Source organism: Leifsonia lichenia (assembly GCF_054780215.1).
In genome coordinates this window covers 1-23,694 of record NZ_BAAGWT010000001.1, presented here as the reverse complement: position 1 = coordinate 23,694, position 23,694 = coordinate 1, and the positions used below count along the sequence as shown (strand labels likewise).

Annotated in this window: 25 protein-coding genes and 1 tRNA gene; 18 read left to right on the top strand and 8 right to left on the bottom strand. The window is 69.8% G+C overall.

The window, feature by feature from the left end:
• Positions 1-14 precede the first annotated feature (14 nt).
• The 6 genes from ACYVGI_RS00130 to ACYVGI_RS00105 all read left to right on the top strand — a co-directional run bounded on the left by ACYVGI_RS00130 (position 15) and on the right by ACYVGI_RS00105 (position 3,981).
• Positions 15-881: a C40 family peptidase gene (locus ACYVGI_RS00130; RefSeq protein ID WP_460630669.1), complete on the top strand. Its 867-nt coding sequence runs from the start codon at positions 15-17 to the stop codon at positions 879-881.
• Positions 882-1,343: 462 nt separating this feature from the next.
• Positions 1,344-1,841 carry an HNH endonuclease gene (locus tag ACYVGI_RS00125; protein ID WP_460630668.1) on the top strand — a complete coding sequence of 166 codons (498 nt, stop codon included), beginning with the start codon at positions 1,344-1,346 and terminating at the stop codon, positions 1,839-1,841.
• A gap of 61 nt (positions 1,842-1,902) precedes the next feature.
• A tRNA-Arg gene (locus tag ACYVGI_RS00120) sits at positions 1,903-1,974 on the top strand.
• Between the two features lie 39 nt (positions 1,975-2,013).
• Entirely contained in the window at positions 2,014-3,129 is a 1,116-nt protein-coding gene (locus tag ACYVGI_RS00115) for a hypothetical protein (RefSeq protein ID WP_460630667.1), read from the top strand.
• 187 nt (positions 3,130-3,316) lie between these two features.
• Positions 3,317-3,544, top strand: a complete 228-nt coding sequence (locus tag ACYVGI_RS00110; protein WP_460630666.1) for an RNA-binding S4 domain-containing protein — start codon at positions 3,317-3,319, stop codon at positions 3,542-3,544.
• Positions 3,545-3,633: 89 nt separating this feature from the next.
• Positions 3,634-3,981, top strand: a complete 348-nt coding sequence (locus ACYVGI_RS00105) for a LysR family transcriptional regulator (RefSeq protein WP_460630665.1) — start codon at positions 3,634-3,636, stop codon at positions 3,979-3,981.
• A 43-nt stretch (positions 3,982-4,024) separates the two neighbouring features.
• On the opposite strand, the gene dinB is transcribed toward ACYVGI_RS00105, so the two are convergent.
• The 3 genes from dinB to ACYVGI_RS00090 all read right to left on the bottom strand — a co-directional run bounded on the left by dinB (position 4,025) and on the right by ACYVGI_RS00090 (position 6,349).
• Positions 4,025-5,221, bottom strand: coding sequence for a DNA polymerase IV (gene dinB, locus ACYVGI_RS00100; protein WP_460630664.1), 1,197 nt, complete (start codon positions 5,219-5,221; stop codon positions 4,025-4,027).
• Positions 5,222-5,316: 95 nt separating this feature from the next.
• Entirely contained in the window at positions 5,317-6,177 is an 861-nt protein-coding gene (locus ACYVGI_RS00095) for a CHAP domain-containing protein (protein ID WP_460630663.1), read from the bottom strand.
• Positions 6,170-6,349: a hypothetical protein gene (locus ACYVGI_RS00090; protein WP_460630662.1), complete on the bottom strand. Its 180-nt coding sequence runs from the start codon at positions 6,347-6,349 to the stop codon at positions 6,170-6,172. Before ACYVGI_RS00090 ends, ACYVGI_RS00095 begins: the two co-directional genes overlap by 8 nt.
• 357 nt (positions 6,350-6,706) lie before the next feature.
• Here ACYVGI_RS00090 and ACYVGI_RS00085 point away from each other — a divergent pair, with 357 nt between their 5' ends.
• The 4 genes from ACYVGI_RS00085 (at position 6,707) to ACYVGI_RS00070 (ending at position 9,400) form a co-directional block, all read left to right on the top strand.
• Positions 6,707-7,687, top strand: coding sequence for a ferritin-like domain-containing protein (locus ACYVGI_RS00085; protein ID WP_460630661.1), 981 nt, complete (start codon positions 6,707-6,709; stop codon positions 7,685-7,687).
• A gap of 191 nt (positions 7,688-7,878) precedes the next feature.
• Positions 7,879-8,151 (top strand): twin-arginine translocase TatA/TatE family subunit, encoded by a 273-nt coding sequence (locus tag ACYVGI_RS00080; protein WP_460630660.1) that lies wholly within the window; start codon positions 7,879-7,881, stop codon positions 8,149-8,151.
• Between the two features lie 50 nt (positions 8,152-8,201).
• On the top strand, positions 8,202-8,954 hold the full coding sequence (tatC, locus tag ACYVGI_RS00075; protein ID WP_460630659.1) for a twin-arginine translocase subunit TatC: 753 nt from the start codon (positions 8,202-8,204) through the stop codon (positions 8,952-8,954).
• A 14-nt stretch (positions 8,955-8,968) separates the two neighbouring features.
• Positions 8,969-9,400 carry a Sec-independent protein translocase family protein gene (locus ACYVGI_RS00070; protein ID WP_460630658.1) on the top strand — a complete coding sequence of 144 codons (432 nt, stop codon included), beginning with the start codon at positions 8,969-8,971 and terminating at the stop codon, positions 9,398-9,400.
• Between the two features lie 42 nt (positions 9,401-9,442).
• Here ACYVGI_RS00070 and ACYVGI_RS00065 read toward each other — a convergent pair whose 3' ends face one another.
• From ACYVGI_RS00065 to ACYVGI_RS00055, 3 genes are read right to left on the bottom strand one after another with little or no spacing between them, the layout of a single operon-like run.
• Complete coding sequence (locus ACYVGI_RS00065) at positions 9,443-9,886, bottom strand: SRPBCC family protein (RefSeq protein ID WP_460630657.1); 444 nt, start codon at positions 9,884-9,886, stop codon at positions 9,443-9,445.
• A 1-nt stretch (position 9,887) separates the two neighbouring features.
• A complete protein-coding gene (locus ACYVGI_RS00060) occupies positions 9,888-10,346 on the bottom strand; it encodes an SRPBCC family protein (protein WP_460630656.1) in 459 nt (152 codons plus the stop codon).
• The gene (locus tag ACYVGI_RS00055; protein ID WP_460630655.1) at positions 10,343-10,765 is read right to left on the bottom strand and encodes an ArsR/SmtB family transcription factor; all 423 of its coding nucleotides are present in this window, start codon (positions 10,763-10,765) and stop codon (positions 10,343-10,345) included. Before ACYVGI_RS00055 ends, ACYVGI_RS00060 begins: the two co-directional genes overlap by 4 nt.
• 152 nt (positions 10,766-10,917) lie before the next feature.
• On the opposite strand from ACYVGI_RS00055, the gene ACYVGI_RS00050 reads away from it, so the two are divergent.
• Positions 10,918-11,784: an oxidoreductase gene (locus ACYVGI_RS00050; protein ID WP_460630654.1), complete on the top strand. Its 867-nt coding sequence runs from the start codon at positions 10,918-10,920 to the stop codon at positions 11,782-11,784.
• 76 nt (positions 11,785-11,860) lie between these two features.
• Here ACYVGI_RS00050 and ACYVGI_RS00045 read toward each other — a convergent pair whose 3' ends face one another.
• Positions 11,861-14,866: a LuxR C-terminal-related transcriptional regulator gene (locus tag ACYVGI_RS00045; protein ID WP_460630653.1), complete on the bottom strand. Its 3,006-nt coding sequence runs from the start codon at positions 14,864-14,866 to the stop codon at positions 11,861-11,863.
• Positions 14,867-15,031: 165 nt separating this feature from the next.
• Here ACYVGI_RS00045 and ACYVGI_RS00040 point away from each other — a divergent pair, with 165 nt between their 5' ends.
• From ACYVGI_RS00040 to ACYVGI_RS00025, 4 genes are all read left to right on the top strand, one after another.
• The gene (locus tag ACYVGI_RS00040; protein ID WP_460630652.1) at positions 15,032-16,582 is read left to right on the top strand and encodes a hypothetical protein; all 1,551 of its coding nucleotides are present in this window, start codon (positions 15,032-15,034) and stop codon (positions 16,580-16,582) included.
• Between the two features lie 13 nt (positions 16,583-16,595).
• Complete coding sequence (locus tag ACYVGI_RS00035) at positions 16,596-17,201, top strand: dihydrofolate reductase family protein (protein WP_460630651.1); 606 nt, start codon at positions 16,596-16,598, stop codon at positions 17,199-17,201.
• Positions 17,202-17,235: 34 nt separating this feature from the next.
• Positions 17,236-17,907, top strand: a complete 672-nt coding sequence (locus tag ACYVGI_RS00030) for a DnaJ family domain-containing protein (RefSeq protein ID WP_460630650.1) — start codon at positions 17,236-17,238, stop codon at positions 17,905-17,907.
• A gap of 202 nt (positions 17,908-18,109) precedes the next feature.
• Positions 18,110-19,072, top strand: coding sequence for a nucleoside hydrolase (locus tag ACYVGI_RS00025; RefSeq protein ID WP_460630649.1), 963 nt, complete (start codon positions 18,110-18,112; stop codon positions 19,070-19,072).
• Positions 19,073-19,145: 73 nt separating this feature from the next.
• Here ACYVGI_RS00025 and ACYVGI_RS00020 read toward each other — a convergent pair whose 3' ends face one another.
• Positions 19,146-20,210 carry a LacI family DNA-binding transcriptional regulator gene (locus tag ACYVGI_RS00020; protein WP_460630648.1) on the bottom strand — a complete coding sequence of 355 codons (1,065 nt, stop codon included), beginning with the start codon at positions 20,208-20,210 and terminating at the stop codon, positions 19,146-19,148.
• Positions 20,211-20,302: 92 nt separating this feature from the next.
• Between ACYVGI_RS00020 and uriH the strand changes: the two genes are divergently transcribed.
• The 3 genes from uriH to ACYVGI_RS00005 are packed head-to-tail and all read left to right on the top strand — an operon-like array spanning position 20,303 to position 23,663.
• On the top strand, positions 20,303-21,259 hold the full coding sequence (gene uriH, locus ACYVGI_RS00015; RefSeq protein WP_460630647.1) for a uridine-preferring nucleoside hydrolase UriH: 957 nt from the start codon (positions 20,303-20,305) through the stop codon (positions 21,257-21,259).
• A complete protein-coding gene (uriT, locus tag ACYVGI_RS00010) occupies positions 21,256-22,719 on the top strand; it encodes a uridine transporter UriT (protein ID WP_460630646.1) in 1,464 nt (487 codons plus the stop codon). The genes uriH and uriT overlap by 4 nt, the downstream gene beginning before the upstream one ends.
• A 26-nt stretch (positions 22,720-22,745) precedes the next feature.
• The gene (locus ACYVGI_RS00005) at positions 22,746-23,663 is read left to right on the top strand and encodes a ribokinase (protein WP_460630645.1); all 918 of its coding nucleotides are present in this window, start codon (positions 22,746-22,748) and stop codon (positions 23,661-23,663) included.
• The last annotated feature ends 31 nt before the right edge of the window (positions 23,664-23,694 follow it).

Genomic DNA, 23,694 nt, shown 5'->3' with positions numbered 1-23,694 from the left:
CAACCTCCGACGTCGTGTCCCGCCGCACTCTGCGCGGCGCACGGGTGGAGCAGAAGGCGGCCGCGCCCCTCACCGCATCCGGTTCTGGCTCTGGTTCGTCCGCTGGCTCTTCTGTCGCTTCCGCCGGGGCCGCGTTCCGCAAGCCCGCGGAGAAGGTCGCAGCGAAGAAGCCGAGCAAGAAGGTCAAGGGCGGCGTGATCAACGTCGCCGTCATGACCCTCGCCGCCGGCCTCATCGCCACGATGGCGCTTCCGGCCTACGCCTTCAACCCTCAGGGCGCCGACACCGCGCAGTTCAAGAGCAGCGCCGTCGACAGCATGAAGAAGGCCCAGTCGCAGAGCGTCGAGGTGCCTCAGACCGTCGCAGCCGCCGCCGTCGCCCGCGACGCCGCCACTGCGACCAGCGAGCAGGAGCTCTCCGCCGCCAAGGCAGCGAAGGCCGCGGAGCTGGCCCGCCAGCAGGCCGCCGTCTCGTTCGCGAGCTACGCCAGCTACTCCGGCCCGTCTGTCACCGACTTCCTGGCCAACCCGCCGTACCCCAGCTTCAGCCTCCCGCAGGTGTTCTCGGTGGCGCAGCAGTACATCGGCACCCCGTACGTCTTCGGCGGCTCCACGCCCGCCGGTTTCGACTGCTCCGGCTACGTCATGTACGTCTACGCCCAGTTCGGCATCTCCCTGCCGCACTCGGTCTCCGGCCAGGCGGCCATGGGCAAGCGCATCTCGATCGCGGACGCCCAGCCCGGCGACCTGGTCATCATGCCAGGCCACGACGGCTTCTACGCCGGCAACGGCAACATCATGGATGCGCCGGACACCGGCCGCAGCATCTCGATCCGCCCGATCTGGACCAGCGACTACTACATCGTCCGTCTCGGCATCTGAGGCTGACGATCCGCCCGATCGAGGGCTGATTTCGACACGGTCCCGAGGCTTCCGGGACCGGAACAGAACGTGAACTCCGCGTTACGCGGACCAGGAACGGCGCGCCCCGAATATGTGGCGCGCCGTTTCTGCGTTACTCTGATCCCCTGAAACCGTGAATGTCCACGCGTTGGATGTTCGCACCGCGAGAGATCCGGGGAGTGCGATGGCCGAGCCGCGCAGGGTGACTTCCGGGGTAGAGCGCGGCCAACTGGTCGCCCGCCATCACGACTTCCTCGCCTGTCGCACCCACGTGGTGGCCTGCCGCCGCCCCTTCGTGGCCTGCCGCCACCATGCCGCCGCTTCACTGGGCGCTGTCCGCACGGACAGTGCCCTTTTTCTTTTCCCAGACTCAATTTCCCCAGACCCGTTTCTCAGCCCCAGCGCACCGCATCCCGTCGCTGTTTCGCAGGAAGGTCCACGATGAAGACACTGGTCCTCAACGCCGGTTACGAGCCCCTAGCGGTCGTCTCCTTCAAACGCGCCATCGTGCTCGTCATGAACCAGAAGGCCACGGTGCTCTCTGTGGACCAGGCCCACCCGGTCTGGGGCATCTCAGCCAGCTACGAGCGCCCGTCGGTCATCCTTCTCACCCGCTACGTCCGCATCCCCCGTGGTCGCGCCGTCCCCGTGAGCCGCCGAGGCGTGCTCCGCCGCGACCTGCACCGCTGCGCATACTGCGGCAAGTCGGCCACCACCATCGACCACGTCCTCCCACGCTCCCGCGGCGGAGCCGACAGTTGGGAGAACCTGGTCGCCTGCTGCCTCCGCTGCAACAACATCAAGGGCAACCACACGCCCGCCGAGATGAACTGGTCCCTCGCCTTCACCCCCCGCGTCCCCCACGACGCCTCCTGGGTCGTGCGCGGCACCGAGGTGACGCAGCCCGACTGGAGCGACTACCTGGCGCCCGCGGCGTGAGCCTTTCGGGCGTGTCCCGGTTTCGCGCTGGCTGGGAGCCCCCGGTAGACTCGTGCGGTCAGCCTCTGTAGCTCAATGGAAGAGCTGCTCCGTCCTAAGGAGAAGGTTGGGGGTTCGAGTCCCTCCAGGGGCACCTTGTCGCCAAACACGCGTCATGCCATAACCTCGCGGTATGGGAATGATCACTCCAGCTGACCTTTCGCTCGAGCTCTCCATGTCGCAGAAACGCGTTCGCTCCGTCCTTCGCGACCTGTACGGGGTGCTGCCGGTCGGCACGTCGCGATGGGAGATTGACGACGCTCAAGCAGACACCGTCCGAGCTCGGCTGGAGGGGCGTCATCGCGAGGCAAAGGTGTGGACGCTCGAACCGGGGGACACCGTTCGGCGGCGTTCGATTCACGCGGCGTATGGCGGCCAGCAGCAGGGCGGCATATGTACTCCGCGGAGCGTCCCCGACATCATCATCTTCACGGATCCCGCGTCCGGAGCGCGTTACGGCTATGACCAGTTCGAAGGTCTTCGCGAGGACGGATCATATGCGTACACCGGAGAGGGCCAGACCGGCCCGCAAGAGTTCGTAAGAGGTAACCGAGCGCTGCGCGATTCCGCAGCCGCAGGCAAGACCATCAGGCTGCTCAGGACCAACGGGGTATTTGCCACCTACGTTGGCTCCTTCGCGCTCGACAGTCCTGCTTACCAATTCGAGACGATCCCGGATCGAGACGGCGCGCCTCGTCAGGGGATTATCTTCAACCTCATTCCAGTGGAGGCGAGGGTCGATCTGCTTCCGGCGTACGGCGGTGGAGAGGTGGACTCAGAGGAATCACCAATCGACTACGTGGCCTTCCCGCGCGTGTGGTCGCCGCCCGACTACTCGGACGTGGTGGTTGCGGTACTGGGCGAGCAAACAGGTGCCGGTGAACGTACGGTATCCCGCGTCGAATTCCAACTGCAGTCCGATTTCGGATCGTGGCTGGTCGCTGAGGGCACACCACCCCAGCGGCTGCCTCTGCGAGTGCGGAACATCACGATCGAACCAGATCTCTATGTGCCTGACAGACGCTGGATAGTGGAAGCGAAACGATCGATCGCGCGAGGACACGTTCGGACTGCCATCGGACAAGTGTTGGACTACGTCCACATTGCTCGAAATGCCGGGCTTGAAGCCAGGCCGGTGATCCTGCTGCCGGGCACCCCCGAACCGGATCTCGCGGAGCTCATCGCGAACCTGGGTATCACGCTCGTTGTCCGATCGGACGACGCTTTTGAGGTCGTAGCTCCGAGTTAGTTGGTCGGGTGCGCGGTGACGACCGGCCATAGGTCTGCGGGATTGAGGTCGAGCCGATTAATCAGGCACGGTCGCACCGTAATCAAGCTGCTGTTGCTGAGCGGCACTCAACGGCTGATTGGCTTTCTACGAACACACCCAGTGACCGGCAACCGGCGACTGGCACACGATCGGCTAGCATTCGGGGATGACGAAACAGGGGCCGATCGAGGATGTTGCGGTTGGTGGGGAGGGCATTCGGCTGGGGCAGTTTTTGAAGTTTGCCGGGCTTCTTGACTCGGGTGGGGACGTGAAGGAAGCCATCGTCGACGGGTACGTGCGCGTGAATGGCGAGGTTGATCGGCGGCGTGGGCGACAGTTGCAGGCTGGAGACATCGTCACGTTCGAGGGGCGCAGCGTCCGCGTCACGCAGTAGGCGGTCGCGCAGGGGGAGGCGCCTCCGTACAGTTGAGTGGGGCGAGGGGTCGCGAATCGCGCGGGTCGTGGAACCATGAAGGGTCTTGAGTGAATATCACCCTGCTTGTTCGGTTTGTTGCCGTGGCTGAGGGGCTGCATTTTCCGCGGGTGGCGCGGGAGCTCGGCATCCCTCTTGCGTCCCTCTACTCGTCGATTGCGAAGCTGGAAGAGGAAGTGGGAGCTCCGCTCTTTGTCCGGGGCTCTGCTGAAACCCGGCTGACCAAGGCCGGAACACTCTTTCTGGAAACAGCTCGGGAGGAGATCGCTGCGGCGCCCGCACCGGCCCAGAAGCCTGTCGTTCCGGCCGGTGGGAAGGCGAAAGCCTCGAAGGGCAAGGGGCGCGCTCCGGCTGTGAAGGGGCAGCCGAAGCCGTACAAGAAGCGTCAGGGGCGGTAGGTCCGACGAGCCCGCAGCTCCGCTGCGCGCCGCGTCTCTCGCGTCACTCGTGCTCCGGCAGCAGCGGGGCCGACCAGCCGGGGTCGCGGCCGAGGTGGGTGGCGCGCGCGACAGAGGTTGCGCCGAAGCGGTCTCGGACGGCGTCGAGGACGGAGTCGAGGCGGGCTCCGTCGTTCCAGTCGATGGGGAGTTCGGGCTGGAAGGTGTCGGAGCGGCCCAGGTGCGACAGAGAGATGCCGATGAGGGTGATGCCGCGCTCGGTGAGCTCGGGTTGCGTGGCGGCGAGGAGGGAGCGGGCGACGGCGAGCAGCGTGGAGGTCCGGTCGGTCGGGAAGGCGAAGGTGCGGGACCGCGTTGCCTTGGTGAAGTCGCCGAAGCGGAGGCGCAGCACGACGGTGCGGCAGGTGCGGTCGCCGTCGCGGAGGCGGCGGGCGAGCCTGTCGACGAGCTGCGACAGGATGAGGTCGAGCTCGTCTGGCGTGCGGGGGCGGGGTCCGAGAGCGCGCTGGGAGCCGATGGAGCCGCGTCGCCGGGTGGTGTCGACCGGGCGCGGATCGCGGAGGCGGGCGAGGGCGTGCAGGTGCGCGCCGGTCGCCTTGCCGAGCAGTCTTTCCGCCGCCGCCTCCTCGAGCTCGGCGAGTTGGCCGACGGTCCGGATGCCGAGGCGGTGCAGCTTCTCGGCGGTGACAGCGCCGACGCCCCACAGGCGCTCCACGGGAAGGGGGAGCAGGAACTCCTGCTCGCGGTCGGGCTCGACCAGGAGAAGCCCGTCGGGCTTGCTGACGGCGCTGGCGACTTTGGCGAGGAACTTGGTGCGCGCGATCCCGACCGAGATCGCGAGACCGACCTCCGTGCGGACGCGCTCGCGCAAACGCGTCGCGACCTGCTCCGGCGTCCCGGCGATACGTCGGAGGCCGCCGACCTCCAGGAACGCTTCGTCGATCGACAGGCCCTCCACGAGCGGGGTGGTGTCGCGGAAGATCGCGAAGACGTCCTTGCTCGCCGCGGAGTACGCATCCATCCGGGGTGGGACGACGATCGCTTCCGGGCACAGGTCGCGGGCCTGCCTGCCGCCCATCGCGGTGCGCACGCCGCGCGCCTTCGCCTCGTAGCTCGCCGCAAGCACGACGCCGCCTCCCACGATGACCGGACGGCCGCGCAGCGCCGGGGCGTCGCGCTGTTCGACGGAGGCGTAGAACGCGTCGAGGTCCGCGTGCAGCACGGTGGCCTCGCCCCGCATCCCGTCCTCCGATCTGTTGCGCGTCGGGAGAATGGTCGCATGGACCGCGGACACTGGCTGGCCCAGTGCCGCACGACCTCCCGGCTGCCGCGCTCCTACGGGTTCGCCGCCAGTTGGTTCGTGAAGGCCGAATCTTTGCCGAGGGCGAAGTCGATGAGTTTGCGGAAGCGGTCGGGGTCGATGCCCGCGCTCATCGCCTGCTCGACCGTGTCGGCCGTCTGGTAGTAGAGCTCGTTCCAGTTGCGGGCCTGGGTCACACCGCCGTCCGCATCCGCGTTGGCGTAGAGGATGTTGTTGCTGGTGCGATCCCAGAAGATCACGACGAAGTGGGGGAGGCCGGCCGGTGGGTTCGGGCAGTAGTAGAGCCGCCCTCGACCCTCCCTCCTGATCGCGGTCTTCTCGTTCTGCCTGGACTGGCCGATCGCGCCGATGGCGTCGCTGACCGCGGCATCCACGATCTGTCGGAGGTCGTCGAGGGAAGCCATGTCGAACTCGTCTCCTTGCCCCGGCGAACCCTGGTACGGGGGCCGGATGTAGCTCAGGATGTACCGCGCCGAGCGGGTGCGGTCGCGCATGTCGTCGCCGGGGTTGGAGTTGGTGCCGCGCGAGGTGACCACAGAACCGCCGGGGGAAACCGCCACCACGATCTCGGTGTGGTCGTAGTCGCCGTCGCCGTTCCAGTCGAAACCGAGCACATCGCCGCGCTGCACACCAGCAGAGCCGTCGTGGTAGACGCCCGCCTGCCGGCCCCAGTTCTGGATCTGCGAAACGTAGGTGAAGAACGGATTCTGGAACGAATTGAGCCCGAACAGGTAGAAGCTGACGCAGGCGGCGCAGTCGTCGTATGCGCTGTTGCCGCTCGGCCACCACGGGTTCGGCCAGGTGCGACCCCAGGTTCCCGGGGCGCCCATCTCGGCGAGCATGTCCTCCATGCCCCGGGGGAGCAGCTCAGGCATCGAGCGGGACCTCCTCCCCGAAGCTCGAACTGATGGCGGGAGGCGCGGGCGTTCGGTCCACGTCGAGCGGCGGCAGCAGGTCGCCGGAATCGTCGACGCGCAGAGTGGCGTCGGGAGGTACGGGCGGGACCGGAAGCGGGTCGTCGCCCGGGATGTTCGCTGTATCGGTCATTGCATCCCCCTTCACTGGTGTTTCGGGGTGCGAAGCGATGGTAACGCCCGATCGAACGAGACGGCAATCCTCGCCATCCAATCCGTTCGCCGTGCCGGTCCGAACACGACTACGGCTGGCCCTTTCTCGGCCTCAGCCTCCCCGTCTCCGCCCGCTCGATGCGTCCTGCCACACGTCGACGGGCGGAGATCCGGGCAACGGCAGCGCACCGCGCAGACCCGCGATGAAGTCAAGGGGCTACCGAGACCTGCACATCGTGAGCTATTCTCACCTCGTACGCGGAGAACGTCCGCGTCGACGAGGATTGTCGGGCAGGCAACGTCCCCGTCATTGGATGACAATGACTGGAGCACGAGCATGTTCGACGACAAATTCATCACCAACGCCATCAAGCGCAGTGGGGAGACCGCGCTCGACCGGCGTCGGCTCCTCACGATGGCCGGTATCGCCGGTGTCAGCGCCGCATCCGTCCTCGTGGCCGCGGACCCCGCGCTGGCCACCACCGGCACGCCCGCACCGACGCCGACACCCGGGCCGAGCACGCCGCCGCCCGCTCCAGGCACGCCGAGTGACGGTTCGATCCTGAATTTCGCGCTGAACCTGGAGTACCTGGAGGCCGAGTTCTACCTGCGCGCTGTCACCGGGGAGGGCTTGCCACGTGAGCTGACGACCGGCACGGGAACCCGTGGCCGGGTGCAGGGTGGCCGCCAAGTGCCCTTCAAGACGCGGATCATCCGCAAATACGCGCAGGAGATCGCGGCGGATGAAAGGAACCACGTCGCGTTCCTGCGGAGCGCCCTCGGGGCGGCAGCGGTCTCGCGGCCCGCCATCTCGCTTGACGCGAGCTTCACGGCGGCGGCGACAGCGGCGGGCCTGATCAAGAAGGGGCAGACCTTCGACCCGTACGCGAACGAACTGAACTTCCTGTTCGCTGCGTTCATCTTCGAGGATGTCGGCGTCACGGCGTACAAGGGCGCTGCGCCGTTCATCCAGAACAAGACCTACCTGGATGCGGCGGCGGGCTTGTTGGCCGTCGAGGCGTACCACGCCGGGATCATCCGCACGACGCTGTACGCCGAAGGGGTCATCGCTCCCGTCGTCTACACGGATGTGCAGAAGATCTCGGATGCCCGCGACAGCCTCGACGGACCGACCGACGACGACCAGGGCATCGGCACCCCCGCCATGGCGAACCTGGTGCCGACCGACGCCAACTCGCTGGCATACAGCCGCACCACCGGGCAGGTGCTGAACATCGTCTACCTCAACCCCGGCGCGGTACGCTCCGGCGGATTCTTCCCCGCCGGCGTGAACGGTTCGATCAACACCAGCGCCTGAGACCGGATGCGCGCAATGGTGCGCGCCTCCACACCCCGGTCGCCGTGGCGCGCTGGCCGGGGTGGCACGATCGCCCGCGCGCTGACCCGATACAGCGCGCGGGCGGGCGCGTCCGCGAATTCTTCACGGTCATTGACACCGTCACCGTCACCGCACGAGCTCTTCGCTCGATGAGTGAAAGGAACTTTCCCATGTTGGGCAATCTCACCGGATGGCACCTGCTGATCATCCTCGCCGTCGTCCTCCTCGTCTTCGGCGCCTCCAAACTCCCCGGGCTCGCCAAGGCGATGGGCCAGTCGGCGCGCATTCTGAAATCGGAGTTGAAGGTGGCGAAGCCGGATACGGACGCGGTCGCCAAGGCGGACACGACGGACAGCGTGGACCCGGCGACGACGCCCGCACCCGCACCCGCTCCCGCCGCCCCGCGGCCGCTCCCGCCGACCGACGTGCCGCGCCAGCCGTGACCGCCATGTCATCTGCGACCGCACGGACGCGCACGCGCCGCCAGTCCCGGATGACGTTGGCGCAGCACCTGCGCGAGTTCCGCCATCGCATCGTCTGGGCTGCCGGCGCCGTGCTCCTCGCATCCATTGCCGGATGGTTCCTCTCCGGCCTCGTCCTGGATGCGATGCGCGCACCCATCGTCGCGTTGGCCGAGGAGCAGCATCGCCTCGCCGAACTCAACTACGACAACATCACCGGGGCGTTCGACCTGCGCATCCAGATCGCGGTCACGATCGGGGTCGTGCTGTCGAGCCCGATCTGGCTCTATCAAGTCTGGGCGTTCCTGGTGCCGGCTCTCACCCGCAAGGAACTGCGCTACGGCCTGGGCTTCTTCCTCTCCGCTGTGCCGTTGTTCCTGGCTGGATGCGCCTCGGGAGCACTCGTCGTGCCTCACATCGTCCAGTTGCTCACGAGCTTCGCGCCCGACGGATCCAGTTCGTTCATCCAGGCATCCGACTACTTCGACTTCATTCTGAAGCTCGTGCTCGCGATCGGTATCGCCTTCGTGCTGCCCGTGTTCCTCGTGCTGCTCAACGTCGTCGGGGTGCTCAGCGCGCGGACGATCCTACGTTCGTGGCGTGTCGCGCTGATCTCCATCGTGCTGTTCACCGCTATTGCAACACCGTCGGCTGACATCGTTTCGATGTTCCTGCTGGCGATCCCGATGGTCGTCCTCTATCTCGCCGCAGCCGGGGTCGCGTGGCTCCACGACCGGCGGGTCGCGCGATCTGCCGCCGCCCTCAGTGCCGCACTCGGCACCTGACGACCGGAGTTCCCATGTTCGGATTCTCGTTCGAGAAGCTCATCGTGATCGCTGTCATCGCGATCGCGCTCGTCGGTCCGGCGCGGCTCCCGGCCTACGCGAGCAAACTCGCCGCGCTCGTGACCGCTCTGCGGCGCATGGCCGACGGTGCACGAGACCGGATGCGCGAGGAGCTCGGTCCCGACTTCGACGACGTGGACTGGAAGAAGCTCGACCCCCGCCAGTACAACCCTCGTCAGATCATCAGACAGGCTCTGCAAGACGACGCGCCGTCCGGTGACACGCGGCCCGATGAGGCGCCCTCCGGTGACGCGGCGCCAGGTGACGCGCCGTCCGGTGACGCGCCGCCGGAGGACAGGGCGATCGACGGCGTCCCGTCCTCCGACGATCGACGGGACACCGCCCCCGCGACCGCTGGCGAGACTGAACGTCGCACCCGCTCCTAGGGCCGTCGAGCCGACTCGATCATCGCTCCGGTCTGCTGAGCGTCAGTTCCACGCGTCGATCTTCTGGTCTCGCGGCGCCGGGGCGCCCTCGCCCGTCTCCAGCAGCGACTTCAGGCTCAGCATGAAGACGCCCCACTTCGTGGAGCAGTGGTGCATGAACGGAACCGGCTCTGCCCAGCCCTCGTGGATGAACCGGATCAGTGTGTAATCGCCGTCCTGTTCCAGCGCGAAATTCACGTGGGTGCCGATCCACTCGGCCGGGCCGTCGACGACCTCCCAGCGCACGCGAGAGCCGGGGTGCAGCTCGACCACCTTCATGTCGATGTCGCCCGGCTCGAACCGGAACCGGATCACGCCGTCGATCGCGGGATCCCCCGTCGTGTTCTCCGTCCACCAGCCCGACAGCCCGTCGAGGGTGGTGATGGCGCGGTAGGCGTCATCGGGGGAGGCGTCCTTGACGCCCACTTGGTGCAGGATGTCGACCATCTCAGTAGTGTCCTTTCGTTGCGGTTGTCGTGGTGTACACGGCGAGGCCGGTGAGGCAGTCGGTCCAGCCGTCGGAGTGCGCATCCACTGCTGCCTGGTGCGGCAGGCGTTCGTGGGTGACGATGACCTCTGTTCCGGATGCGCGGGGCTCGAAGTCGACGGTGACCAGCGTCTCCTCGTCCTCGGTGACCGGCGAGCGCCAGGTGAACGCGAGGCGGGTGGCCCGGTCGATCGTCAGGTAGGTTCCGCGGTGGACGATGGGCGCATCCAGGTTGTGCATGACGATGCGGAACTCGCCGCCGACAGTCGGGTCCGCGGTGACGTCGGTGTGGGTGGCGTTGCCGGGGCGCATCCAGACGGCGAGGGCGTCGGGGTTCAGCCAGGCGTCGAAGAGGGGCTCAGGGGCGGCGGCGATCAGTCGGGAGACGACCAGCGGGGTGGTGGGGACGGTGGAGGTCAACGGTCGCCTTTCGTGGGGGAGGAGTCGGTGGATGCGGTGCGTGAGGTGGGCGCGGCATCCGCGATGGATGCCGCATCCGCCCCGGTCACGGACCCGGCCCCGGTCACGAAGCGGTCCAGCGCCGCCAGGCGGTCGGTCCAGAACGCCCGGTAGTGGTCGATCCATTCGGCGGCCTGCGACATCGGGTCGGCGTTGAGGGATAGCACGTGGTTGCGGCCCTGGATGGTGCGGGTCACCAGCCCGGCCTGTTCGAGCACGCGGACGTGTTTGGAGACCGAGTTGAGGGAGATGGTGAAGTTGCTCGCCACCTCGGTCACGCGTTCGTCGCCGCCGGCGAGCCTGTTCAGGATCTCCCTGCGGGTCGGGTCGGAGATCGCCCCGAACACCCGGTCCAGTGTTGCCGCTTGATATTCACCCATGTGGGTGAATATAGCACCGATCGGTGGATGTGCGCCAGAGACCGCATCCAACCGATCCGAAACGCTCATTGCCGCAGCACTGCCAGCGCACACGAAAGAGGAGCATCGTAGGAACCGTCGCCCGGCACGAGGCCGCGCGGCGGGAAGGAACCATGGCATCCTCGATCCTCCCCGGCGGCACGTACACCGTCGGCGATCTCGAATTCACCCGCGTCGGCTACGGCGCGATGCAGCTCGCTGGACCGGGCGTTTTCGGTCCGCCCGCCGACCGCGCAGAGGCCGTCGCCGTGCTCCGCGAGGCCGTCGAGCTCGGCATCACGCACATCGACACGGCCGAGTACTACGGGCCGCACGTCACCAACGAGATCATCAGGGAAGCGATCGCGCCGTACCCGCACGATCTGCACATCGTCACGAAGGTCGGCGCCCGGCGGGACGAGAAAGGCGGCTGGCCGGACGCCCGCACCCCGGACGAGCTGCGCGCCGCGGTCCACGACAACCTGCGCTCGCTGGGGTTGGACGCGCTCGACGTCGTCAACCTGCGGATGGGCGGCTTCGGGGAGCCGGAGCCAGGCAGCATCGCTCCCCAGGTGGAGGCGCTCGCCGAACTGCGGCAGCAGGGGCACATCCGGCACATCGGGCTCAGCACGGTCAGCGTCGAACAGCTCGCGGAGGCGCAGACGATCGCACCCGTCGTGGAAGTGCAGAACTTCTACAACATCGCCCACAGGGACGACGACGCGATGGTCGAGGAGACGGCGCGCCAGGGCATCGCATACGTGCCGTACTTTCCGCTCGGCGGGTTCACCCCGCTGCAGTCGGACGCGCTCGCCGACGTGGCCGCGCAGCTCGGCGCGACGCCGATGGCGGTCGCGCTGGCGTGGCTGCTGCAGCGCTCGCCGAACATGCTGCTGATCCCTGGCACGTCGACACGGGCGCACCTGCGGGAGAACGTCGCGGGGGCGGGGCTGGAGCTTCCGGTGGATGCGGTTCAGCAGTTGGACGCGATCGGCGCGTGACCGAGGCGGGCGCGATGGGCGGGTCGCGTCAGGCTGTGGGTGCGGGGTGGGCCGGGTCGCGCATCCCGAGCCTGCGTCAGAGGCGGCTGGAGGAGCCCGCGGAGCCCGCCGAGCCCTCGGAGCCCGAAGAGCCCGCGGAGCCCGCCGAGCCCGCGGAGCCCTCGGAGCCCGCGGAGTCCGCGGAGTCCGCCCCCGCCGACTGAGCGACCGCCACGGCAGCGAGCTCCGTCCTGCCCGCGATGCCGAGCTTCGCGTAGATGTGCGAGAGGTGGGTCTTCACGGTGCCGCGGCTCATGAAGAGCCTGGTGCCGATCTGGGGGTTGCTGAGGCCTTCGGCGACGACGCAGGCGACCTCGCGCTCGGTGGGGGTGAGGCTCGCCCAGCCGCTCGCCGGTCTGCCGCGCGGTCCGCGAGCGCGGCGGACGGAACTCACGGCCTGATCGAGGGCGAGGCGTGCGCCCTCCGCCTCGGCGGCGTCGACGACAGCGTCGCCGAGCGCGTCGCGCAGGGCGGCGATGACGGCGTCGTGCGCAGCGTGCTGGGCCGCCGAGCGCGGAAGCCCGAGGCGCGAACGCGCGCTCGATGCTGCGGACAGGATGCGCACGACATCGGGCAGCGGCTTCTCCGCCGCGTCGATCCTGGCCGCCGCGTCGATCCTGGCCGCCGCGTCGATCCTGGCCAGCGCGTCCAGGCTATCGAGCTGTGCCGTCCTCAGACCGTGCTCGACCCGGATCGTCAGTGCGGCGTGGTGGAGCTCGGCCGCGCGCTCAAGGCCGCCGTGGCCGGTGCGGGCGCGGGCGCCGCGGACCGCATCAGGGCCAGGGCCAGGGCCAGGGCGAGGGCGAGGGCGAGGGCCAGCGCCAGCGCCGGCGCCCCCGGCGGCCAGCTCCGCCTGCGCGAAGAGCGCCTCCGCGAGCGCCCCGGGAAGGCCCAGTCGGCGGCAGACATCCACCGCGCGGTCGAGCACGGCGGCAGCGTCGTCCGTGCGGCCGGCGGCGGCGAGGGCGGCTCCGAGGCGCGGGAGCGCTCGGCCGGTCATCCAGGTGGGCGCTCCGCGTTCGGTGGAGGACGCGGACGGGCGCAGGCGCTCGATGGCCGACACCGCATCCCCGGAGAGCATCGAGACTTCCGCGGCGGCGCGGTCGAGTCCGGGCACGAAGACCTCCGCCCTGCCGGCGAACCGGATGATCGGCTCCAGCACCTCCGCGGCTCCGGCCGGGTCGCCTCGGAGCGCGACGAGCTGCGCGAGCATCGAGCGGGCGAAGCCCAGGCGGAGGTAGTCGCCAAGCGGCTCAGCCATCCGCAGGGCCTCCTCCGCCAGCAGTTGTGCGCGTGCGGGATCGCCGCAGGCGTATGCGCCGTCCGCCTGGTAGACGAGCAGGGTGGAGAGGATGCCGTGGTGGTGCTGCAGCGCATCCATCACGGACTCGTCGGCGAGCGTCCGCGCCTCCTCGTGCCGGTCTTGCAGGTGCAGGATCATCGCCTGCAGCGCCCGCGCCCCGCCCCGGACGACGACGCTGCCGCTCGACTCGGCCGCTGCGGCGGCCCGATCGCACAGCGCCCACGCCTCGTCGAAGTCCGTGTAGAACGCCCCGACGGCGAGCAGGTTCAGGCACAGCGCGAGCAGCCCGTCGTCGCCGACCTCCGCGGCGAGCTCCGCGGCGCGGGAGGCGGCCTCGTACTCCACGTCCAGCGGTCCGGCCGTGTCGGCCACGAGGGCGAAGCCGGTCAGCAGCCGGGCCTGAAGCAGGGAGCGGTCGTCGGGGGAGCGTTCGACCGCCCTGCGCAGGAGGTCCAGACCATCCCTGCCCCTGCGGTCGAAATGCCAGAACCAGGCGAGGGACGCGGCGAGCCTGCGGGCGGCGTCCGGATCGTCCGCGGCGAGGCCGCTGTCCAGTGCGGCGGCCAGGTTGTCGTAGTCGGTCAGAAGAGCATCCCGCCACCGGTCGTCGTCGTTCTCCCTGGCTCGCTCGGCGGATTCGGCGAGGTCCACGCACCACGCCAGGTGACGGGAGCGGAGGTCGTCGCGCTCCTTCGCGTCGACGGCGCGGGCCGTGGCGTAGGCGCGGATGGTCTCCAGCAGCCGGTACCGTGCGTCGCCGTCGTGCTCGGTCACCACGATGAGGGACTTGTCGACGAGGCGGCCGAGGGAGGACAGCACGTCGGCCGGCAGCACCGCCGACCCCGCCCCGCCGGCGCAGAGCGCTTGAGCCGCCCGCATCCCGAAGGTCCCGGAGAACACGGAGAGGCGGCGGAACACCACGCGGTCCACCTCGTCCAGCAGGTCGTGGCTCCACTGGATCGACCCGGCGAGCGTCGCCTGACGGCGCTGAGCTCCGCGAGGGCCGCGGACGAGCATGGCGAAGCGATCGTCCAGTCCCTCTTCCACCTGGCGGGGGGTGAGTGTGCGCATCCACGCGGCGGCGAGTTCGATGGCGAGCGGGATCCCGTCGAGGTGGGCGGCGATCGAGCGGACCGCCGGTTCCGACTGATCGTCCAGAGCGAAGCCGTGCCGCGCCAGGCGCGCACGATCCACGAACAGGGCGACCGCGTCGTCGTCGGACAGGGGAGGCACGCCGAGCACGGCCTCTCCCGCGATCCCGAGCGGTTCCCTGCTCGTGACGAGCACCGTGACGCCGGGGCAGCTCTGCAGCACCGCGGTCACGGTCTCGCTGACACCGTCGAGAAGATGTTCGGCGTTGTCGACGCAGAGCAGCACACGCCGCGCGGACAGGTGGGCGCAGACCGTCCTGAGCTGGTCGCCGACGACGGGCGCGCCGACGGCCGCGCCGACAGCCGTCGCCACAGCGGCGGCGACCTCTGCTCCCTCGGTCAGCGTGGACAGGTCGACCCAGCGCACGCCATCCGGATGCCGGTCGGCACGGCCGCGCGCCACCTCCGCTGCGAGCCGGGTCTTGCCTGCACCGCCCGGGCCGGTCAGCGTCACGAGGCGCGAGCCGTTCACGAGCTCGTCGGCGGTTCTGATCTCGCTTGCGCGCCCGACGAAGCTGGTCAACGGGACAGCCGGACCGTCCGCCCGCCAGGTCGGCGTGCGCTCCGCGTGCCCCTCGCGCGTGGTCATGGCTCCACCCTGCCACGGGCCACGCCGCGTGACCACGGGCAGGCGGGGGCGGTCGACCCTGTCGGCCACGCCGCCCTCGGAGTATCGGCCACCTGGCCGATGTTCCCGACGGGACAGCGCAGGAGACTCGGAGTCAGCGAGACCACCACGAATGGAGAGGCGCGTATGACATCCACACCTGAGGCGACGGGACCGCTGATCGTCTCGCCGAAGAACCCGCGGTACTTCACCCCCGCATCCGGCCCGGACGCCGGGCGGGCGGTCTACCTCACCGGGTCGCACATCTGGAACAACTTCCACGACGGGATGGGCCCAGGCCCCGACAGCCAGAGCCCCGACAGCCAGAGCCCCGACAGCCAGAGCCCCGGCAGCCCGGCCGAGCCGGAGCGGATGGACTTCGACGCATACCTGAGCTTCCTCAGCGAGCGCGGCCACAACTTCATCCGGCTGTGGCGCTGGGAGCAGGTCCGTTCCCAGGCGGCGGGCGGCAACTACCACCTGAACATGAGCCCGCAGCCGTGGCTGCGCACGGGCGGCGGCACAGCCAAGGACGGCAAGCCGCGCTTCGACCTCGACCAGCAGGACGACGCGTACTTCCAGCGGCTCCGCGACAGGGTGGTCGCGGCGGCGAGCGCGGGCATCTACGTGGGCGTGATGCTGTTCGACGGCTGGGCGCTGCACCTGAGCCCGGCCCCCGACCACATCGAAGGTCACCCGTTCCACGCCGCCAACAACGTGAACGGCATCTCCGCCGCATCCATCGACGACCTGCAGGTGCTGCCGCTCGATCCTCGCGTGCAGGCGATTCAGGATGCGTACATCCGCCGCGTCGTCGACACGCTCCACGATCTCCCCACCGTGCTGTGGGAGGTCGCCAACGAATCGTCGGGCGGCGGTTCCGTCACCGACGAGTTCGCCGGGTTCATCGGCCTCAGCACCGCACCGCACTGGGGAGACTCGACAGCGTGGCAGTACCGGGTGATCGACACGGTCAAGTCGCACGAGGCGGCGCAGGGGTATGCGCCGCATCCCATCGGGATGACCATGCAGTTCCCCGTCGCGACGCAGACCGCGGTCAACGACCCTCTGCTCGCCAGCCGCGCCGAATGGATCTCGCCCGGCTACGACGACGAGATCTTCGCGGACGGAGGCCACCCGATGGCCCCAGGCGCGCCGCCGTCGCACTGGTACGCCGACCCGCCCGCGGCAGACGGCGCGAAAGTGATCGTCAGCGACACCGACCACTACGCACCCGGCCAGGGCGACGCCCTGTGGGCGTGGAAGACGTTCCTGCGCGGAGGCCACCCCATCCTGATGGACTTCGGGCTGATCGGCGGCCTCGAGCCGACGGACGCCGACCCCGCAGACACGGGCGTGCCGCCGTTCGAGGCGTACGAAGCGGCGAGGTGGGCGATGGGGGACACCAGACGGTACGCCGAACGCATGGGGCTGATCGACGCGCTGCCCGGCGGGGAGACCGCATCCACAGGATACGCGCTGGTGAACCCCGGCGTCGAGCACCTGGTGCTGCAACCGGAGGACGGCCCGTTCACGGTCGACCTTCCCGCTGGCGTGTACGCCGTGGAGTGGTTCGATGTGAGCAACAGGGAGACGACGTCCGGCGAACCGGTGGTCGTCGATGCGCCGGGGTCGGTCGGGTTCTCCTCGCCGTTCCCGTCCGGGCCGGCAGTGCTGTACCTGTCCAATGGAAAGTGATCGGAGGACCATCGTGAGCAGAGTGATCGCAGACATCTCGATGTCGCTCGACGGGTATGTGACCGGACCGGACGTCGACCTGGCGCACGGCCTCGGCATCGGCGGGGAGGGCATCCACGCCTGGGTGCTGGAGGAGCCGCGCTCGACGGTCGACGAGGAGGTGCTGGCGCGCAGCTACGCGGAGACGGGCGCCGTGGTGCTCGGCCGTCGGCTGTTCGACATCGTGGACGGACCGGACGGCTGGAGCGACGACATCGGCTACGGCCACGACCAGGACCAGGCGGTCGCGCCGCCGTGCTTCGTCGTCACCCACACGGTGCCTGAGCGCGTGCGGCTGGTCTCCCGGTTCCGGTTCGCGACAGGCGGGGTGGAGGACGCCGTCCGGCAGGCGAGAGAGGCGGCGGGGGAGAAGGACGTGGTGGTGATGGGCGGCGCGAACGTGGTCGACCAGTGCATCGCGGCCGGGCTGGCCGACGAGCTGCGCATCCACCTGTCTCCGCTGCTGGTGGGGTCGGGGACGCGGCTGTTCGCCGTCGCCGGGTCCGCTGCGCTGGTGCAACGGGAGGTGGTCGTGTCGCCTCGGGCGACCCACCTGACGTACGACATCGTGGACCGCTGAGCTCGGCGAGGCCGCTCCGTCGTACGCTGGAAGCATGGCGAAAGGGGAGGAGCACAGCGACTCCCGCGTGGAGGCCGCTCGCTATCTGGTCGACCGGCTGGTCGACGAGGAGCGTCGGCAGGCGGGGGAGCGGGCGGGGGCGCGGGCGGGGGCGCAGGCGGGCGAGCAACCACGGGAGGCCGAGCCAAGCAACGCGGGGGCGCCGACGATGGATCAGCGTGCCCACGTCGTCGAGAACGCCATCCAGCAGGCCATCCGCCGCGGAGAGTTCGACAACCTCCCCGGCGCCGGAAAACCGCTGGAGAACCTGACAGGCACGCACGACCCCGACTGGTGGATCCGGCGCAAGATCGAGCGCGAACGCCTCACCGGCCTCGGCCCTCCCGCCCTCACCCTCCGCACCGAGAACGAGCAGCTCGAAGCGAAACTGGATGCGACGGGCTCGGAGGCGCGCGTCCGCGAGATCCTGCACGACTTCAACAAGCGCGTCGTCGAGGCGCGCAGGCAGTTGCAGGGCGGCCCGCCCGTCGTCACAGCCACCAGAGACGTGGATGCGGACGTCGCGCGCTGGCGGGACCGGCGCGACGCGCGCATCCAGGCGGCGCAGGCGGAGCGGGAACGTCGCGAGGCGGAAGACGTGACGCTAACGTGGCGCGAACGGCGGGCGCGCCGTGCCGCGGAACGCCGGGGCGAGACGCGGGACTGACGTGCGCGGCGCGCGACTGACGTGCGCCGACGTGCCGCCCGGCTCTCCACAGGCGAGCTCTGCTCGGCCACGAGATGCCAGCAACTGCGTCGATCTGCGCCGTTTCGCGACAGTTACTGGCATCTCGTCGCCAGCGCGGGGCGCGTGCGCGGTAGCCTCGTGTTCGGCCGACGTTCGCCCATCCACTGAGCCCGGAGTGCACATGACCGACACCACCAGCCGCCGTCCCGTCTACCTCGACTGCGACACGGGCATCGACGACGCGCTCGCCATCGCCTACCTGCTGGCCTCGCCCGAGATCGAGCTTGTCGGGATCGGCACGGTCAGCGGCAACGTCAGCGCCGCCCAGGCCGCGGACAACACGCTGCGGATCCTGGCGCTCGCAGGGCGAGGGGACATCCCGGTCGCGGTCGGCTCGCACGACGCCCTCGCCCGCGCGTTCGACGGGGGAGCGGTGCACGTGCACGGCGGCAATGGGATCGGCGGCGTCGAGCTGCCGGACACCGATCTGACCCCGATCGCCGAGACGGCTCCCGAGTTCCTCATCCGGCTCGCCGAGGAGCACGCCGGACGCCTCGAGGTCATCACGATCGGGCCGGTGACCAACATCGCCCTCGCGCTGCGGCTCGACCAGGAGCTGCCAGGCCGCGTCGCCGCCGTGACCGCGATGGGCGGAGCGGCCTTCGCGTCCGGGAACGTCACGCCGGTTGCGGAGGCGAACATCTGGAACGACCCGGAAGCGGCGGCCGTCATGCTGTCCGCTCCGTGGCCGGTCACGCTGGTGCCGCTGGACGTGACCGTGGAGAACACATTCGAAGAGGAGCACCTCGCCGGCCTCCTCGCCGCCGAGAAGCCGCTGGCTCGCGCGGTCGGCGCGATGCTCGGCTACTACTTCGACTTCTACGTCGACCTGTACGGCCGCCGCGCCAGCGCCCTGCACGACCCGCTCGCCGCCGCCATCGCGGTCGGCCAGATCCTGCCGACCAATGCGCCGCAGGTCGACGTGGTGGTGGATGCGACGCCCGGCCCCGCGCGCGGCCAGACCATCTGCGACCTCCGAGGCCAGCGCCTCGGCCCCGTCGATCAGCCGGGCGCGCACATCCGCGTCGTCCTCGACACCGACCGCCCCCTCGACGCGCACCTCCTCGAACGCCTGCTCGGGTAGCCATCGAGTCGGGACTTGTGCACGCGACACGCCGTCTCCACTCGGCGTGTCGCGTGCACAACCTCCGGCTCGATTATGTGGCGGCGGTGGAGCCTCGGGGGATGAAGGTGGCGACGAGGTCGGCGGGAGCCGCGGGAGCGGCGGCGGCGGGAGCCGCGGAGGCGGCGGGGGCGGCGGGAGCCGCTGCGGCGACCGGCGCGTCGATCTGCGCGGTGAGGCGGCGCGCCGCCGCACGCCCGAGCGGCTCGCCCGGCAGGCGCACCGTCGTCAGCGGCGGCGCCGTCACGCGTGAGTACGGGAGGTCGTCGAACCCCGTCACCGCCACGTCGCCCGGCACCGACAGCCCGGATTCGCGCGCCGCCTCCAGCACTCCGTACGCGTGCGTGTCGGTCGCGCACACCACCGCCGTCACGCCATCGGCGCGCCACTGCGGCCACGCCGACGCGAACGCCGCGGCCGCCGCACCCAGCTCGATGATGCTGCGGGCCGCATCCGGCGCACGCACGGTCATGCCGTTGCGCGAGGCGGCCTCGGTGAGCTGCTCCCTGCGGAGCTGGAACGTGCGGGTGCCGGTGATGCTGTCCAGGTAGCCGAGCGCACGGTGCCCACGGGATGCGAGGTGTGCGGCCAGCTCGTCGATCGCGTCGCGCATGTCGTAGTTGACCGCGGCGACGTCGGTGCGCAGCTCCGGCGCATCCAGCACCACGAGCGGCACGTCGTCGCCCAGTTCGTCGAGGAACTCGTCGGACGGCGCATCCACCAGGTAGCCAGCAGGTCGCAGTCCTGCGAAGCGGCGCACATCGGAGGCCGACGGCTGCACTCCGCTCTCCGTCACAGACAGCACGAGCTGGAAGCGCGGGCCGAGCTCCTGCTCGATGCCCTGGATCACGGAGCCGAAGAACGGGTTGGAGAGGTCGGGCGCGACCAGCACGACGAGGTCGGAGCGTCCGCGGGCGAGCGCGCTGGCGCCCTGGTCGACCACGTAGCCGAGCTCCGCCACGGCCGCGCGAACCCGCTCGATGTTCGCGGGGGAGACCCGCCCGTCCGTCTTGCCGTTGAGCACCAGCGACACGGTCGCGATGGACAGCCCGGCGTGGTCGGCCACCTGCGCTGCTGTGACTCGGGATGGTCGGGGCATACCTCGATGGTATCCGCGCCCGATTTAACGTCAAGCGCTTAACGTGATAAGCATTAAGCGCTTAACTCATCCCCCGACGAAGTGGAGCCCCCGTGACCGATACGGGCAAGAAAATCATCCTCGACTGCGACCCAGGGCACGACGACGCCATCGCGATGCTGCTGGCGCACGGCAACCCCGACATCGACCTGCTCGCCGTCACGACCGTGGTCGGCAACCAGACCCTGCCGAAAGTCACCCGCAACGCGCTCGCCGTCGCCGAGATCGCCGGCATGATCGGTGTCCCGATCGCCGCGGGCGCCACCCGCCCGCTCGTGCGCACCATCGAGAACGCGCCGGAGATCCACGGCGACTCCGGCATGGACGGCCCCGTCCTCCCCGAGCCGACGATGCAGGTGGATGCGCGTCACGCGGTCGACCTCATCATCGACACGGTCATGGCGCACGAGCCCGGCACGGTCACCCTGGTCCCGACCGGCGGCCTCACCAACATCGCCCTCGCCGTCCGCAAGGAGCCGCGCATCGCGGAGCGGGTCAAGGAGGTCGTGCTCATGGGCGGCGGCTACCACATCGGCAACTGGAGCGCCGTCGCCGAGTTCAACATCAAGATCGACCCCGAGGCCGCGCACATCGTCTTCAACGAGAGCTGGCCGGTGGTCATGGTCGGCCTCGACCTCACCCACCAGGCGCTCGCGACGCCCGAGGTCGTCGAGGCCATCGCAGCGGTCGGCACGAAACCGTCGCAGTTCGTCGTCGAGCTGCTCGAGTTCTTCGGCCACACGTACAAGGAGTCGCAGGGCTTCGACGCCCCGCCCGTCCACGACCCGTGCGCCGTGGCGTACGTGATCGACCCCAGCGTCGTCCGCACCGTCAAGGTGCCGATCGACATCGAGCTGACCGGCACGCTCACCCTCGGGATGACCGTGGCGGACTTCCGCGCACCTGCGCCGGACGACTGCAGCACCTGGGCCGCGACCGAACTCGACCACGAGCGCTTCTGGGCGCTCGTCGTGGACGCCCTCGAGCGCATCGGCGAGGTGCAGGCATGAGCAACCTGACTGCATCCACCGGGCCAGGCGCATCCACCGGGCCAGGCGCATCCACGGGCCGCACCGGCCTCACCAGCGGCGGCAAGAGCCTCGCCGCGCTCACCGCGGCGCTGCTCGCCGCCTGCGTCGCCTTCCAGCTCAACGCGAGCATGTTGAGCCCCGTGCTCGTCACCATCGCGCACGAGCTGAAGACCGACGACGCATCGGTCGGCCTCTCGCAGACGATGTTCTTCACGCTCGCGGCGCTGTTCTCGCTGTTCCTGCCGCGACTGAGCGACATCGTCGGCCGCAAGCGCATCCTGATCGGGATGCTCGTGGTGATGATGCTCGGAAGCATCGTCGCCGCCCTCGCCGTCAACCTGCCGATGCTGTACGTCGGCCGCGCCATCCAGGGCGTGTCCGGTCCTGTGGTGCCGGTGTGTCTGCTGATGCTGCGCGCCGAGATCTCCGACCCGAAGAAGTACGGCGCTGCGATGGGCCTGCTCACCGCGGTGAACGGCGGCATCGCCGGAATCGACGCCATCGCGGGCGGCTGGCTCGCCACCACCCTCGGTTTCCGCTCGGTCTTCTGGGTGATCGCGGTCGTCTCGGTGATCGCCGTCGCGCTGGTCATGATCTGGGGTGTCGAGTCGAAGCCCTCCGCAGGAACGCGGATGGACTGGTGGGGCGTCATCCCGCTGGTCGTCTCGATCGGCGCGCTGCTCATGGCCCTCAATGAGGCAGGCAAGCTCGCTGCGGCGAACTGGGCGCTCGTCATCGGCGGGATCGTGCTGTCGCTCGTGGCGTTCGTGGTGTTCTGGTTCGTGGAGAAGCGCATCCGGGAGCCGCTGGTGCCGCCGAAGTACCTGCGCCAGCGCAGCACCTGGGCACTCTTGGTGACCACGCTGCTGACGATGACCGGCGTCTTCGCCGTCGTCAACGGACTCGTCACGTCGCTCGCTCAGAACGGCGACGCGGGGTTCGGGATGCAGGCAGACCTCGCCTCCCTGGCGTTCCTCACCCCGTACGCGATCGTCGGCTGGATCGTCGGGCCGTTCGCCGGACGCCTCGCTCCGACACTCGGCTACCGCACCGTGCTGCGCGTCGGCCTCGTCGGCAGCATCGTCGCGACGCTCATCATGGCGTTCGTCGGCGTGCACTCGATGCCGGTGCTGATCATCGCGACCGTGCTGATCGGCGTCTGCTACGCGGGCATCGCGAACATCATGCTCAACGGCCTCGGCATCGTGCTGTCGCCCGCAGACAACCCCGGCTTCCTGCCCGGCCTCAACGCCGGGGCGTTCAACCTCGGCGCCGGGCTCAGCTTCGCGCTGCTGCCCGTGCTGCAGGTGGTCCTGAGCCCAGCGGGGAGCAGCTCCACGGTCGGCTACAGCGCCGGGATGCTCGTGGGGGCCGCGATCACGGTCGTCGCGCTCGCGGTGTCGTTCCTCATCCCGAAGCCCGTGACGGCCGAGGCGTGACCAGAGGAAGATGAGAGGGTTGTGGCATGACTGACTCCGGCATCCTGATCGTCGGCTCGCTGAACGCCGATCTCGTCGTGCGCACCGACCGCTTCCCCGGACCGGGGGAGACCGTGCGCGGCTCCGAGCTGGTGACCCTGCCGGGAGGCAAGGGGGCGAACCAGGCCGCGGCGGCCGCGCTGCTCGGCGGCGACGTCCGGATGCTCGGGGCCGTCGGCGCCGACGCGCACGGCGAGCTGCTGACCGGCTCGCTGCGCCGCGCCGGCGCGGACGTCGACGGCGTGCGCCGGCTCGACGGGGTCGCCACCGGCACGGCGATGATCACGGTGAACGCGGACGGCGAGAACACGATCGTCGTCAGCCCGGGCGCGAACGACCGGCTGACGGCCGACGATGTGAGCACCAGCGGCGCGTTCTCCGGACGCGGCGTGCTCGGGCTGTGCCTGGAGATCGACACGTCCGTGGTGCTGGCCGCCGCGCAGCGCGCCGCCGCGGAGGGCGCGACCGTGCTGCTCAACCTGTCGCCGTACGCGGAGGTGCCGGAGGAACTGCTGGCAGCGACGGACGTGCTGCTCGTCAACGAGCACGAGGCGTCCACGCTGCTCGGCGTGGACGTGGAGTCGGTGGATGCGGCGGAGGTCGCATCCCGGCTCGCCGGTCGCGGCATCCGGCGCGCTGTCGTCACGCGCGGGTCGGAGGGCGCGCTCGTCTTCGACGACGGGGAGCGCGCGACGGTTCCGGCCGTCCCGGTCACGGCGGTCGACACCACGGGATGCGGCGACGCGTTCATGGGGGCGCTCGCGCTGCGCCTGGCTGCGGGCGAGTCGCTCACGGCGGCAGCGGCCTTCGCCGCCGCCGTCGGCGCCTTCGCCGCCACCGGCCACGGCGCGCAGTCCTCCTACCCCACTCGCGCGGCCCTCGACGCCTTCCGCGCCACCCCCTGACCCCACCCCCGCCCGCCCGCCCCCAAGCGAT